This window comes from Serratia sp. TMDUHS_CL (assembly GCF_037137105.1).
Classification (GTDB): domain Bacteria; phylum Pseudomonadota; class Gammaproteobacteria; order Enterobacterales; family Enterobacteriaceae; genus Serratia; species Serratia nevei.
In genome coordinates this window covers 76,580-90,202 of sequence record NZ_JBBBDV010000007.1, presented here as the reverse complement: position 1 = coordinate 90,202, position 13,623 = coordinate 76,580, and the positions used below count along the sequence as shown (strand labels likewise).

Annotated in this window: 12 protein-coding genes; 6 read left to right on the top strand and 6 right to left on the bottom strand. The window is 60.5% G+C overall.

The window, feature by feature from the left end; all coding sequences use genetic code 11:
* The first annotated feature begins 223 nt into the window (after window positions 1–223).
* Window positions 224–826 carry a peroxiredoxin C gene (locus tag WCL58_RS14645; protein ID WP_019454212.1) on the top strand — a complete coding sequence of 201 codons (603 nt, stop codon included), beginning with the start codon at window positions 224–226 and terminating at the stop codon, window positions 824–826.
* A 234-nt stretch (window positions 827–1,060) separates the two neighbouring features.
* Window positions 1,061–2,824 (top strand): gamma-glutamyltransferase, encoded by a 1,764-nt coding sequence (gene ggt, locus WCL58_RS14640; protein ID WP_159317697.1) that lies wholly within the window; start codon window positions 1,061–1,063, stop codon window positions 2,822–2,824.
* Window positions 2,825–2,877: 53 nt separating this feature from the next.
* On the opposite strand, the gene malZ is transcribed toward ggt, so the two are convergent.
* A complete protein-coding gene (malZ, locus tag WCL58_RS14635; protein WP_336851322.1) occupies window positions 2,878–4,701 on the bottom strand; it encodes a maltodextrin glucosidase in 1,824 nt (607 codons plus the stop codon).
* 247 nt (window positions 4,702–4,948) lie between these two features.
* On the opposite strand from malZ, the gene WCL58_RS14630 reads away from it, so the two are divergent.
* From WCL58_RS14630 to WCL58_RS14615, 4 genes are all read left to right on the top strand, one after another.
* Window positions 4,949–6,205 carry a mechanosensitive ion channel family protein gene (locus WCL58_RS14630; protein WP_049270771.1) on the top strand — a complete coding sequence of 419 codons (1,257 nt, stop codon included), beginning with the start codon at window positions 4,949–4,951 and terminating at the stop codon, window positions 6,203–6,205.
* 132 nt (window positions 6,206–6,337) lie between these two features.
* The gene (locus tag WCL58_RS14625) at window positions 6,338–6,607 is read left to right on the top strand and encodes a hypothetical protein (RefSeq protein WP_049199847.1); all 270 of its coding nucleotides are present in this window, start codon (window positions 6,338–6,340) and stop codon (window positions 6,605–6,607) included.
* Window positions 6,608–6,692: 85 nt separating this feature from the next.
* Entirely contained in the window at window positions 6,693–6,971 is a 279-nt protein-coding gene (locus WCL58_RS14620) for a type II toxin-antitoxin system RelE/ParE family toxin (protein WP_019454217.1), read from the top strand.
* A complete protein-coding gene (locus tag WCL58_RS14615) occupies window positions 6,971–7,258 on the top strand; it encodes a HigA family addiction module antitoxin (RefSeq protein WP_025160069.1) in 288 nt (95 codons plus the stop codon). The genes WCL58_RS14620 and WCL58_RS14615 overlap by 1 nt, the downstream gene beginning before the upstream one ends.
* Before the next feature lie 45 nt (window positions 7,259–7,303).
* On the opposite strand, the gene proY is transcribed toward WCL58_RS14615, so the two are convergent.
* From proY to phoB, 5 genes are all read right to left on the bottom strand, one after another.
* On the bottom strand, window positions 7,304–8,710 hold the full coding sequence (gene proY, locus WCL58_RS14610; protein WP_019454218.1) for a proline-specific permease ProY: 1,407 nt from the start codon (window positions 8,708–8,710) through the stop codon (window positions 7,304–7,306).
* A 73-nt stretch (window positions 8,711–8,783) separates the two neighbouring features.
* Complete coding sequence (gene brnQ, locus WCL58_RS14605) at window positions 8,784–10,100, bottom strand: branched-chain amino acid transport system II carrier protein (RefSeq protein WP_038873241.1); 1,317 nt, start codon at window positions 10,098–10,100, stop codon at window positions 8,784–8,786.
* Between the two features lie 485 nt (window positions 10,101–10,585).
* On the bottom strand, window positions 10,586–11,548 hold the full coding sequence (locus tag WCL58_RS14600) for a PstS family phosphate ABC transporter substrate-binding protein (protein WP_336851321.1): 963 nt from the start codon (window positions 11,546–11,548) through the stop codon (window positions 10,586–10,588).
* A 14-nt stretch (window positions 11,549–11,562) separates the two neighbouring features.
* A complete protein-coding gene (gene phoR / locus WCL58_RS14595; RefSeq protein ID WP_004940434.1) occupies window positions 11,563–12,879 on the bottom strand; it encodes a phosphate regulon sensor histidine kinase PhoR in 1,317 nt (438 codons plus the stop codon).
* A gap of 24 nt (window positions 12,880–12,903) precedes the next feature.
* The gene (phoB, locus tag WCL58_RS14590) at window positions 12,904–13,593 is read right to left on the bottom strand and encodes a phosphate response regulator transcription factor PhoB (protein WP_004940438.1); all 690 of its coding nucleotides are present in this window, start codon (window positions 13,591–13,593) and stop codon (window positions 12,904–12,906) included.
* Window positions 13,594–13,623: the final 30 nt, after the last annotated feature.

Sequence of the window (13,623 nt, the reverse complement as noted above, 5' to 3'; positions counted from 1 at the left end):
GCCCAAGCCATTGAAATTGCAACGCCTTGCAAGAATTTACGTTTTGCCGCTTGCCCTTTTGTGGGAAAAGGTTATTTTTAAAGCTCGCTAAATTATATCAACGACTTTGATAGGTGAAAGCTATCTCATCGATTGGTCTTTTACCCTTTATTCACCAAGTCGCGGCCCCTATACTGGCCCTTGTTTTTACATCCACCCTTTAACACCTATTACAGGAGTAATTATGGTCCTGGTAACTCGTCAAGCCCCTGACTTCACTGCAGCTGCCGTACTGGGTAGCGGCGAAATCGTTGAAAACTTCAACCTGAAGAAGCACCTGAACGGCAAACCGGCCGTCCTGTTCTTCTGGCCAATGGACTTCACCTTCGTATGCCCTTCCGAGCTGATCGCTTTCGATCACCGCTATGAAGAGTTCCAGAAGCGTGGCGTTGAAGTGGTTGGCGTTTCCTTCGACTCAGAGTTCGTCCACAACGCATGGCGTAAAACCCCTGTCGACAAAGGCGGCATCGGTGAAGTGAAATACGCAATGGTTGCTGACATCAAGCGTGAAATCCAGAAAGCTTACGGCATCGAACACCCGGAAGCCGGCGTTGCGCTGCGCGGCTCCTTCCTGATCGACAAAGACGGCATCGTGCGTGCTCAGGTTGTTAACGACCTGCCAATCGGCCGTAACATCGACGAAATGATCCGTACCGTTGACGCGCTGCAATTCCACGAAGAGCACGGTGAAGTGTGCCCGGCTCAGTGGGAAAAAGGCAAAGCAGGTATGGGCGCTTCCCCAGACGGCGTTGCAAAATACCTGTCTGAAAACGCTGCCAAGCTGTAATTTCAGCCTGATAGTGAATCAACCGGCCCACGCGGCCGGTTTTTTTATGCCCCTTTATGGGGCAGACCGCCCACCTTCAGTGCTTTATTTCCCTGTTTCCGCTCACATTTCCCACCCTGCTCGCCGCGCGCACGCCCATCTGCGGCTACTATCAATAACGCTGGCTCGCGCTTTGCAAGTGAACAGCGGCAAGCAAACACAACACAATAAAAAACTGACAGGGTAGGAATAACTATGTTTTTACAGAAATGGAGCAAACCCCTGACCATGGCGGCGCTGCTGGTCAGCGGCAGCCTGTATGCGGCATCCAACCCGGCGGTGGAAGCCAAAAACGGCATGGTGGTCACCTCGCAACACCTGGCCTCGCAGGTCGGCGTGGATATCCTGAAGATGGGCGGCAACGCCATCGACGCCGCCGTGGCGGTGGGCTATGCGCAGGCGGTGGTTAACCCCTGCTGCGGCAACATCGGCGGCGGCGGCTTTATGACCGTCCACCTGGCGGACGGCACCGACACCTTCATCAACTTCCGTGAAACCGCGCCGGCGGCGGCCAGCGCCAACATGTATCTGGATGCCGACGGCAAGGTAAAGAAAGACGCCAGCCTGTACGGCTATCTGGCGGCGGGCGTGCCGGGCACCGTGCTGGGGATGGAAACCGCGCGTGAGAAGTACGGCAAGCTGAGCCGCGAACAGGTGCTGGCGCCGGCTATCAGGCTGGCGCGCGAAGGCTTTGTGCTGACCCGCGCCGATACCGATATCCTCGACACCACCGTCGCACGCTTCAAACAGGATCCCGAGTCGGCCAAAATCTTCCTGCGCCCGGACGGCAGCCCGCTGCAGCCGGGGGACAAGCTGGTGCAAACCGATCTGGCCAATACGCTGGAAGCCATCGCCAAAGGGGGAACCGACGCCTTCTATAAAGGCAAGATCCCGCAGGCGGTGGAGGCGGCGGCCAAACAGGGCGGCGGCATCTTGACTGCGGCCGACTTCGCCAATTACAAGGTCACCGAAACCCCGCCGATTACCTGCAGCTATCGCGGCTACAAGTTCGTGTCGGCACCGCCTCCCAGCTCCGGCGGCGTGACGCTGTGCGAAATCCTCAACGTGGTGGAAGGCTACGACCTGAAAAGCATGGGCTTCAACTCGGCGGCGGCCATTCACACCATGACCGAAGCGATGCGCCATGCCTATATGGACCGCAACACCTACCTCGGCGACCCGGAATTCATCAAGAACCCGATCGACCGGCTGGTGAGCAAGAGCTACGCCGAGCAGATCCGCAAGAAAATCGTCGCAGACAAGGCCACGCCGTCGGAAAACGTGCAGCCCGGCATGGAACCGCATGAGAAACCGGAAACCACCCACTATTCGATCGTCGATCACGACGGCAACGCGGTCTCCACCACCTATACCGTCAACGGCCGCTTCGGCGCCGTGGTGATCGCACCGGGCACCGGCTTCTTCCTCAACGACGAGATGGACGACTTTACGGTCAAAGTGGGCGAGAAAAACCTGTACGGACTGGTGCAGGGCACCGCCAACAGCATTGCCCCCGGTAAGCGCCCACTATCGTCGATGAGCCCGACGCTGGTGACCAAGGACAACAAGATCTTTATGGTACTGGGCTCGCCGGGCGGTTCGCGCATCATCACCATCACCCTGCAGACCGCGTTGAACGTGATCGACCACGCCATGGCGCCGCAGGAAGCGGTGGACGCACCGCGCATCCATCACCAATGGTTGCCGGATGAGGTGTACTACGAACAGCGCGGCGTTTCCGCCGATACGCTGAAGCTGCTGAGCGGCATGGGCTATAAGATGGTCGAGCAAACGCCGTGGGGCGCCGCCGAACTGATTCTGGTCGGTTTGCCGGGCGCGGCGGGCGTCAGCCCGGCCAACTCCGGCAACGACTCGGCGGTTTCCGGCAAGGTGCGCGAAGGCTATCTGTACGGCGCCAACGACGTACGTCGCCCGGCAGGTTCTGCGGTCGGTTACTGATGTAAACGCCTACTCACTTTTATCGCGGGGGCCCTTTGGCCCCCGCAGTTGCTTTAGCCTTCGCAGCGCCACACGCTGGCCGACTCTTCCGCCAGCTGCAGGCGCAGCCCGCCTGCCGTTTCGCTCAACTCTCCCCGCCCTTCCACACGCCGCCACGGGCCGCGCGCCAACAGTGGGTTGTGCGGCAGCTGCGCCTGGCCGCTGCCGTCGCGCTGCAGCGCCACCAGCACCTGCTCCTGCTGATACAGGCGCACGAACACCAGCGTTTCTCCGCTGGCATACAGCACCTGACAGCCGCCGCGACGCAATGCCACGCTCTGTTTACGCAGCGCCGCCATGCGCTGGAACAGCGCCAACAGCGGCCGGTCCCAGTCGCCGACGTCCCACGGGAACGGCTTGCGGCAGAACGGATCGTTGCCGCCGTCCAGACCGATCTCATCGCCGTAGTAGAGACAAGGCACGCCAATCCAGCTCAGCAACCACACCGCCGCCATTTGCATGCGCGCCGCGTTCCCCTGCAACAGCGTGAGAAAACGCGCGGTATCGTGGCTGTCCAGCTGGTTGAACTGGATCAGCTGGCGGCCGTGCGGCAGCCCGGCGCGGTAACCGTCCATCCACTGCGCGCACCCGACGGCGTCCAGCCGCACCGGGTGATAGGCCACGTCCAGCCCCGCCAAAAATGCCCGCACCGGCAGCGCGAACCCCATGTAGTTCATCGCCGCATCCTCCACGCCGGCGTGCAACCAGCGGCGCGCGTCGCCGAAATGCTCGCCCAAGACGTAGGCCTGAGGGTTCTCCTGCTTCACCGCCTGATAGATGCCAGCCAGGTGGTGCAGGTTGCCGGTGGCGCCGCCGTTCTCCCCCAGCATGTGCACCACGTCCAGCCGCCAACCGTCGATGCTGTACGGCGGGCGCAGCCAGTGGCGCACCACGCTGCCTTCTCCGCGATAGATCGCTTCCGCCACTTGCGGCTCGGCGAAATTGAGCTTCGGCAGGCTGGCGTTGCCCTTCCAGTCGAGCGCGCGGCCGTCCGGGTAAAAGTTGAACCAGCCGCGATACGGTGAATCGGGGTGGTGACAGGCGCCGTTTTCGCCCTGGTGATGGCGGTCGAACCACGGATGCGAGTCGCCGGTGTGGTTGAATACCCCGTCCAGCACCAGTTTCATGCCCACCTTGTGAGTGCTCACTCGCAAACGCTGCAGCGCCGCGTTGCCGCCAAAGTGCGGATCGACCTGGTAATAGTCCTCGGTATCGTACTTATGCACGCTCGGCGCGGTAAAAATCGGGTTCAGATACAGCGCCGTCACGCCCAGCTGCTGCAAATACGGCAGTTTGGCGCTGATGCCGTCCAGATCGCCGCCGTAAAAGGTCGAGGCCGCGTGGCGATCCTCCAACGGGTGCTGCCAGTCACGCCGAATCACCTCGGCGCCGGCCGCGTGATGGCGGTAGCTGCCGCTTTGGATGCCGTGCTCGCCGCCGCTGCTGGCGAAGCGATCGGGGAAAATCTGGTAGAACAGCTGATCCGCCACCCACTCGGGGCCATGGTCGGGCTCGTCGACGGCGAACTGCGCCAGCTGGCCCGGCGGCGTTGGCGACCAGCCCTGCGGGCCGAACCACTGCTGGCGATCGGCCCACAGCAGCTTGAAGCAGTAACGCCGCGTCGGCTCGCCCTCATTCAGCGTCAGGCTGGCCTGGTAGCGCCGCATTCCCTCGTGGCGCTGCGCTTTCATCACCAGCAGCCACTCTTCGTTGTCCGGTTCGGCGCGCAAAAACACCCGTTCCGGCAGTTCATCCCCCTGTAACCACAGCGTGATATCCAAACGTGGCCCTTGCTTCACCACAAAAGGCGGGACCGGTTGATGCCAGGCGTTAAGCATACTGTTTCTCCTGCTGTACCAAACGAAATCGACGGCGTTCTTCAAGAAGCGAACAATGCCACGTTAAGTGCAACTCCCCCTCCTCTCTGGCCGCAAAACCCGGGGATGAGCCGGGGGGCGGAGACCGAAAAATAACGCTAACCCGATGTAAAAAAAGGTAAACAGGCACAAATCCTGCACGTTACCCCTTAGGCTAACGCGTTTTAAGTTTACAGGATATTTTTTGCGCATTTTTTAAGGAGCGGTAATGCAACAACAGATAACGCGCTGGCTGGAACAGTTTGGTTTGGAATTCGGCGGAGTGATGTCGCTGTTGATGGTATTGGGGTTGATTGTCCTGATCTCGGTCGCGATCCACCTGGTGCTGCACCGGGTGGTGCTGGCCGCCCTTCAGCGCCGTGGCCAGCAATCGCAGCGCGTCTGGCAACAGGCCATCACCCAATACAAACTGTTCCAGCGCGTGGCGCTGCTGCTGCAAGGGGTGATCATCAGCATCCAGGCGACGCTGTGGTTGCAGAGCGGCAGCCAGACCCAGGCGGTGATCGTCACCGCCGCGCAGGTGTGGATCCTCGCCTTCACCCTGCTGTCGCTGTTCTCGCTGCTGGATACGCTGCTGGCGCTGCTGCGCCAAAGCCCGATCTCCAATCAGCTGCCGCTGCGCGGCATTTTCCAGGGCCTGAAACTGGTGGCGGCGATCCTGATCGGCATCATGATCGTTTCGTTGCTGATGGGCAAATCGCCGCTGCTGCTGCTCAGCGGCCTGGGCGCCATGACCGCGGTCTTGATGTTGGTGTTCAAGGATCCGATCCTCGGGCTGGTGGCCGGCATTCAGCTCTCCGCCAACGATATGCTGAAGATCGGCGACTGGCTGGAAATGCCGAAATATGGCGCCGACGGCGCGGTCACCGACATCGGCCTGACCACGGTCAAAGTGCGTAACTGGGACAACACCGTCACCACCATTCCCACCTACGCGCTGATCTCCGACTCGTTCAAAAACTGGCGGTCGATGTCGGAATCCGGCGGGCGGCGCATCAAGCGCAGCCTGAATATCGACACCGGCAGCGTGCACTTCCTGTCGGAAGAGGAACAGCGCCGCCTGCAGCGCAACCCGCTGCTGCACAGCTACCTGAACGTCAAGACCCAGGAGCTAAGCCAGCACAACCAGGAGATCGCCGTCGATCTGGCCTCGCCGCTCAACGGCCGCCGCCTGACCAACCTCGGCACGCTGCGCGCCTATCTGGAAGCCTATCTGCGCGCTCACCCGCGCATTCACCAGAACATGACGCTGATGGTGCGCCAGCTGGCGCCGACGCCGGAAGGCCTGCCGCTGGAAATCTACGCCTTCACCAACACCACGGTCTGGGCGGAGTACGAAAGCATTCAGGCGGATATTTTCGACCATATTCTGGCGGTGATCGACGAGTTCGGCCTGCGCGTGCACCAGACGCCAACCGGCAATGACCTGCGCGGCATGCTGCTACAAAACGCGAACGCTTCCTGACGTCGGCTGACGTAACTGTGTCTGCTGGTAATGATGTTCTTTCAATTGCCAGCAGATATCTCCATCCCCTTCTTTTCCCCGGCGAAAACGGCGTTAATGCGCCATCACCTTCACCACCGAGAGGGAAAGCCCTTGCTGAAACGGTTACGTCATCGGCTGTTTACCCTGATGGCCACCCTGCTGTTTATCGGCTGCCTGCACAGCGCTTCGCTGGACGAAAGCCGCATGCCCCGCAATCTGCAACCTTCGCTGAGCGCCCTCAGCAGCAATATGCAGGATATTCGCGAAGTGCTGGCGCGCTGCGCCGGCGAGGAAGAGGAAGAACGCCTTAACGGCGGCGACATGCGTATCGAAGCGCGCGCCGCCGGGGAGGATGAAGTGGAAGACAAACGCCTGGCATAATAGGTTAAAAAACGCCCCATTTTGTTGCGCCATACGCAACACCTGGCTATGATGCGTATAGCGCAACACTCATGGAGCCGTCAGGATGATAAGAAGCTTCAAGCATAAGGGACTCAAAAAGTTTTTCGAAACCGGTTCAACGGCGGGTATCGACGCCAAGCAGGCGAAGAAAATCGCGCTGCGGCTGAGCGTGCTGGATCTGGCGAAAGTGATTGATGACGTAGATCTACCCGGCTTCTTCTTGCACCCGCTAACGGGCGCTCGCAGCGGACAATGGTCCGTCACCGTAACCGGCAACTGGCGTATCACGTTTGAACTGGTCGAGGGTGATGTTTATATCGTGAATTATGAGGACTATCACTAATGAACCGCATGCATAACCCCCCTCATCCTGGCGAGTTGATCAAAGAAACCATGGAAACGCTGAATCTCAGCGCGCGCGCGCTGGCTAAAGCGCTGGACGTTGCGCCCTCCACGGTTCAACGCCTGATCAGCGGAAAGTCCGATATCTCGCCGGAAATGGCCATCCGCCTGTCCATCGTGATAGGCAGTTCCGAACAGGTTTGGATGGGCATGCAGGATGCTTACGATCTGTGGCAGGCCAGGCAGTCCATCGACGTTTCGAAACTGCGCAAGCTGGACTTCGCTTGACGCCAGCCCCTAAAAAAACACCGGCCTTAGCCGGTGTTTTTCCATTTAGTCTTGCTGCGTCGCCAGCGGCGCGCGTTTTTTCTGATGGTTGACCTTGAACCAGTATCCCGCCAGCAGCAATACCACCCAGACCAGGCCGGCGTACAGCGAGACGCGCGTGGTCGGGAAGTAGCCGATCAGGCCGATGATGAACACCAGGAACACGATCGCCACCACCGAGGTGAACACCCCACCGCGCAGCGGGAACGCCAGCTGCTTCACCTGCTCTTTGCTCAGGCTGCGGCGGAAGGCGATTTGGGAGAACAGGATCATGATCCACACCCACACGGTGGCGAAGGTCGCCAGGGACGCGATCACCAGGAACACGCTCTCCGGCATGATGTAGTTGAGGTATACCGCCAGCAGCAGCGCCAGCATCATCACCACCACCGTCACCCAGGGAATGCCGCGTTTCGACACCTTGCTGAACATCTTCGGCGCGTGGCCCTGCTCGGCCATGCCGTGCAGCATGCGGCCAACGCCGAACACGTCGCTGTTGATCGCCGACAGCGAAGCGGTGATCACCACGAAGTTGAGAATGCCCGCCGCCACGGTGATGCCCATATGCTGGAAGGTCAGCACGAACGGGCTGCCGTTGGTGCCCACCTGGTTCCACGGGTAGATAGACATAATGACGAACAGCGTGCCGACGTAGAACACCAGAATGCGCCACGGCACCGAGTTGATGGCTTTGGGAATCGATTTTTTCGGATCTTTGGCTTCGCCGGCGGTGATGCCGATGATTTCAATGCCGCCGTAAGCGAACATCACCAGCTGCAGCGACAGGATCATGCCGATAAAGCCGTTGCTGAAGAAACCGCCGTTCGACCACAGGTTATGAATGCCGGTCGGTTGCCCGCCATTGCCGATGCCCCAGATGATGATGCCGATGCCGGCCGCGATCATGATGATGATGGTGGCGACCTTGAAGAACGAGAACCAGAACTCCAGCTCACCGAATACCTTGACGCTCATCAGGTTGATGGCGCCGATGATCAGCACCACGCTCAGCACCCAGATCCAGTGCGGCACTTCCGGGAACCAGACACCCATATAGATGCCGAAAGCGGTCACGTCGGCGATGGCGACGATCAGGATTTCAAAGCAGTAGGTCCAGCCGGTGATGTAACCCGCCATCGGGCCGAGGTAGTCCTGCGCGTAGCGGGAAAACGAGCTGGCCTGCGGGTTGTTGACCGACATCTCCCCCAGGGCGCGCATGATGATAAAGGCCACGATGCCGCCGATCAGGTAAGCCAGCAGCACGCTCGGGCCGGCCATTTTGATGGCGTCCGCCGAGCCGTAGAACAACCCGGTGCCGATGGCCGATCCCAGCGCCATAAAGCGGATATGACGCGTACTGAGGCCGCGTTTCAGCTTATTGTCGGGGGCCGTGGTGGGTGACTGTTGTTGCATGAAGATGACCCATAGTTTTAAACGTAAAAAAGCCACGGACATGTCCGTGGCCCTGGATTAAGCCGGGGAATTATCAGTGCGCGGTCACTTGGGAACGCGTGCACACCCGATCATAAATCGCGACCAGCACCAGCATCAGCAGCGAAGGCGGCAACCATGCCAACCCCTGCTCCGCCAGCGGCAGGTGAGTGGTCCAGGCCGGCAGCAGCTGCTGGAAACTGGAGGCTTTCACCGCGTCAAGGATACCAAACAACAGGCTGACAAGCATCACCGGCGCGATGATGCGCGGCGCGCTGTGCCACCAACGCAGGGTGAAGCTCAGCACCACCAGCACGATGCACGGCGGATAAATCGCGGTCAGCACCGGAATGGAGATCTGGATCAGGTGGCTCAGGCCGAGGTTGGACACCACCATCGAGAACAGGCCCAGGATAAATACCAGCGTCTTGTACGAGAACGGCAGGTATTGCGCGAAGAACTCGGCGCAGGCGCAGGTCAGGCCGACTGCGGTCACCATGCAGGCGATGAAGATCAGCGCCGCCAGGAAGAAGCTGCCCAGGCCGCCGAAGGTGTTCTGAACGTAAGCGTGCAGGATCACCGCACCGTTGGTGGCGTCAGGCACCAGCGCGCCGCTGCCGGAGCCCAGCTTGAACAGGCTCAGGTAAACCAGCGTCAGGCCCACGCCGGCGATCAAACCGGCCAGAATGGTGTAACGGGTCAACAGACCGGCGTCTTTCACGCCGCGCGAGCGCGCCGCGTTGACGATAACGATGCCGAATACCAGCGCACCCAGCGTATCCATGGTCAGATAGCCGTTAACGAAGCCGGAGGAGAAAGGCACGCTCTGGTAAGCCGCCGTCGCCGGAATCGGCGCGCCGGCAGGCCACAGCAGCGCGGCGATGCCCAATACGGCCAGCGCCACAATCTTCAGCGGTGCCAGCACGTGGCCGACGGTGTCGAGCAAGCGGCCCGGATACAGGGAGATGCCGATCACCAGCGCGAAGTACACCAGGCTGTAGATGAACAGCGGCATGGCGCCGTCGCCGGTCAGCGGGGCGATACCCACTTCAAAGGACACGGTGGCGGTACGCGGCGTGGCGAACAGCGGGCCGACGGCCAGGTAGCAGACGGTCGCCAGCAGCAGGCCGGCGCCACGGCCGATCGGTGAGCTGAGGGCGTCGATGCCGCCGCCGACGCGCGCCAGCGCGATGACGGTGATGACCGGCAGACCGACGGCGGTGATCAGGAAGCCCAGCGCCGCGGTCCAGACGTGTTCACCGGACTGCAAGCCGACCATCGGCGGGAAGATGATGTTCCCGGCCCCGACGAATAAGGCAAAGGTCATAAAGCCCAGTGCCAGGATATCTTTTGACGTTAAACGATGACTCATACGATGTCGTGTTGCCTGTTCAAATGAAAAATAGTGTCCGATAGCGTGGTGGCGTGACGCCCCACCCGGTTGCCGGCATGCCCGATCGTTGCAGCGCCAAATAAGCACCCTAAACGCAATAGATCCGGCGTTTATGTCCCTATTCGAAAGTGGCCGCTCATGAAGATGGGCAAAATTTTAGGAGTTATAAAAATGGAGGTTTAATCCGACAACGAAGGCTAAGGTAAACGTTTATAGCGCTTCAAGGCAAGGCGCACGGCGAAAAGCAGAGCTATCGACCATATAAACTTTTGCCACCAGTCGATCATATTGGCTATCAATAAATATACACTACATGATTTGTATCATTTTTGAACAACAGATTCACGAAACGTGAAGCATATATCACTTTACCGCGCGAAAACGCCAATAAATGCCCGGTTTTCGCGTGGCATAAGCTCCGTTTGGCCGTGAAAAAAGGCGAAAATTACGCCGCTTTTTGCCGCTTATTGCACCGTAGCCGACGCGAGCGGCTGCAAGCCGAGCGCCTGGCGGGTCTTCTGCAGGGCGGCCGGCGGCAGCGGCAGATAGCCGTCGTGATTGACCAGGCTCTGCCCTGCGGTCGACAGCACGCGGTCGAGGAACGCGGCGGTCAGCGGCTCGAGCGGTTGATTGGGGGCTTTGTTGATATAGATATAGAGATAGCGCGACAGCGGGTAGCGATCGTTGCGCACGTTGGCGGCGGTAGGTGCGACATAGTCCTCTCCCGACTCCGCCAACGGCAGCAGCCGCACGCCGCTGGCGCGAAAGCCGATGCTGGCATAGCCGATGCCGTTGAGCGAACCGGCCACCGCCTGCACCACCGAAGCTGAGCCGGGCAGCTCATTGACGCGCGGCATAAAATCGCCGCCGCACAGCGCGCGCAGTTTGAAATAGCCGTAGGTGCCGGAAGCCGAATTGCGGCCGAAGCGCTGCAGCGAGCGCGTCGCCCAGTCGCCGCTGAGCCCCAGCTCGCCCCAGCGCGCCAGCGGTTTGCTCTCACCGCAGCGCCGGGTGGCGGAGAAAATGCGATCGAGCTGCTGCAGATTGAGGCCGCGCAGCGGGTTGTCCTGATGCACCAACACCACCAGCGCATCCACCGCCACCGGCACCGCCAGCGGCGCATAGCCGTAACGGTGTTCGAACGCCGAAACCTCAGCCGCCTTCATCGGCCGGCTCATCGGGCCCAGCTGCGCGGCGCCCGCCGCCAACGCGGTCGGCGCGGTCGACGAGCCGGCGGCCTGGATCTGCAGGTTAACGTTGGGGTAATGCCGGCTGAAATCCTGCGCCCACAACGCCATCAGATTCGCCAGGGTGTCGGAGCCGACGCTGGACAGGTTGCCCGCCAACATGCCATCGGGCTGCGCCAGCGCGCCGCGTCCGGCCAGCAGCGCCAGGCAAAGCAACAGCCCTCGGGTTATTCGGGTCATACCGGTGTCTCGCGTTAATTTTTCACCGCATTCTCTGATAAAGCGGCGGGAACAATCAACCGGTTGGGTAAGGTAAAGATAAAGCGCGTGCCGATCCCCGGCTCGCTGAGGATCTCCAGCCGCGCGTCGTGATGGCTGAGCGCGTGTTTGACGATCGCCAGCCCCAGCCCGCTGCCGCCGGTTTGGCGCGAACGTGCCTTGTCGACGCGGTAAAAACGCTCGGTCAGGCGCGGAAGGTGTTCGGCGGCGATGCCCGGCCCGTTATCGCTGACCTGGAACTGCGCGCCGTGCGCCGTCTGCTGCCAGCTCACTTCGATATGGGTGCCCTTAGGCGTGTGGTTGACCGCGTTGTACACCAGGTTAGACACCGCGCTGCGCAACTGGTCTTCATTACCGAACACGTTGAGCTGTTCGTTAACCCGGAAGGTGATCTCGTGATTGCCACCGCTCAGCGACTGCGCCTCGCGCTGCAACACCCGCAGCATCAGCGGGATATCCACCCGCTCGTTCATGTCGACATTGGGCGCCGCCTCAATGCGCGACAGCGTCAGCAGCTGCTTAACCAACCCGTCCATCCGACGGGTCTGCTCTTGCATGGTGCTGAGTGCCTTGCTGCGCAGCGAGCCGTCCTGCTCTTCATCGCCCATCATCTCCAGGTAGCCCTGCAGCACCGTCAGCGGCGTGCGCAGCTCATGGCTGACGTTGGCGAAGAAGTTGCGCCGCGCGCCCTCCAGCTGGCGCATCTGGGTGACGTCGCGCGCCACCATCAGCAGCTGCCCTTCGGAGTAAGGCATTACGCGGAATTCGACGTAGTGTTCGTTGTTCAGCTGCAGCGTCAGCGGGCGCGAGAACTCCTGCTGTTGCAGGTAGTGGCTGAATTCCGGATAGCGCAGCAGGTTGAGGATGTGCTGGCCGTTGTCTTCCGGCCAGCGGAAGCCGAGCAGATGCTGCGCAAGCCCATTACACCAGAAGATATTGCCTTCGACGGTGGTCATCACCACCGCATCAGGCAGCGATTCGGCCCCGCTGCGAAAGCGCTTGATCAGCAGCGCCAGCTCGCGCCGGCGGCGGCGATTGCGTTGCTGCATCTGATACAGGCCATAGAACAGCGGCTCCCAGCTCCAGCGGCCGGGTGGCGGCGTCATGCTGCGGTCGATCCACAGCCAATGGGAAAGTTTGAGCTGGTTGTAGAAATTCCACACCAGCGCAGCCAGCGCGGAGGCCAGCAGGAACCAGGGCAGATAACCGAAAATCAGCCCCAGCAGTAAGGCGGGCAGACAAAAAAGAGCCAGCTCCAGAGCCAGCCTCTTCCACGACAGACGTTCTAACACGGCATATTCTCCAGCGCGGCGCGATCAGTAGCGCGTTGAGAACCGGTAGCCGGTGCCCCGAACGGTTTGAACCATTTTATCATGCCCACTGGTTTCTAACGCCTTGCGGAGCCGACGGATATGCACGTCAACGGTACGGTCTTCCACATAAACGTTAGTGCCCCAGACGTGATTAAGCAACTGCTCGCGGCTATAAACGCGCTCCGGGTGGGTCATAAAGAAGTGCAGCAGCTTGAACTCGGTCGGCCCCATGTCCAACGCCTGATCGTTCGCCATCACGCGGTGGGAGGAGGGGTCCAGGCTCAGCCCTTGCATTTCAATCACTTCTTCCACCGCCATCGGTGAAATGCGGCGCATGACCGCCTTGATGCGCGCCACCAGCTCCTTGGGCGAGAACGGCTTGGTGATGTAATCATCCGCCCCCACTTCCAGACCGCGCACCCGGTCTTCCTCTTCGCCGCGTGCGGTTAACATCATCACCGGGATATCGCGGGTCAGCGCTTCGCGCTTCATATGTTTGATAAACTGAATGCCGGATCCCCCGGGCAACATCCAGTCAAGCAACACCAAATCAGGGAACGGCTCAGACAGGCGCGTCACGGCGCTGTCATAATCCTCGGCTTCCAACGGTTGGTAACCATTTTGTTCCAACACAAAGCACACCATCTCACGGATCGGCGCTTCGTCTTCCACCACCAGTATGCGTCTTGCCATCGTCAATCCTGCCAATGTGTTAGCGACTTT

Coding starts and splice junctions, on each gene's coding strand:
- WCL58_RS14645 (WP_019454212.1), top strand. CDS start 224: ATGGTCCTGGTAACTCGTCAAGCCCCTGACTTCACTGCAGCTGCCGTA.
- ggt (WP_159317697.1), top strand. CDS start 1,061: ATGTTTTTACAGAAATGGAGCAAACCCCTGACCATGGCGGCGCTGCTG.
- malZ (WP_336851322.1), bottom strand. CDS start 4,701: ATGCTTAACGCCTGGCATCAACCGGTCCCGCCTTTTGTGGTGAAGCAA.
- WCL58_RS14630 (WP_049270771.1), top strand. CDS start 4,949: ATGCAACAACAGATAACGCGCTGGCTGGAACAGTTTGGTTTGGAATTC.
- WCL58_RS14620 (WP_019454217.1), top strand. CDS start 6,693: ATGATAAGAAGCTTCAAGCATAAGGGACTCAAAAAGTTTTTCGAAACC.
- WCL58_RS14615 (WP_025160069.1), top strand. CDS start 6,971: ATGAACCGCATGCATAACCCCCCTCATCCTGGCGAGTTGATCAAAGAA.
- proY (WP_019454218.1), bottom strand. CDS start 8,710: ATGCAACAACAGTCACCCACCACGGCCCCCGACAATAAGCTGAAACGC.
- brnQ (WP_038873241.1), bottom strand. CDS start 10,100: ATGAGTCATCGTTTAACGTCAAAAGATATCCTGGCACTGGGCTTTATG.
- WCL58_RS14600 (WP_336851321.1), bottom strand. CDS start 11,548: ATGACCCGAATAACCCGAGGGCTGTTGCTTTGCCTGGCGCTGCTGGCC.
- phoB (WP_004940438.1), bottom strand. CDS start 13,593: ATGGCAAGACGCATACTGGTGGTGGAAGACGAAGCGCCGATCCGTGAG.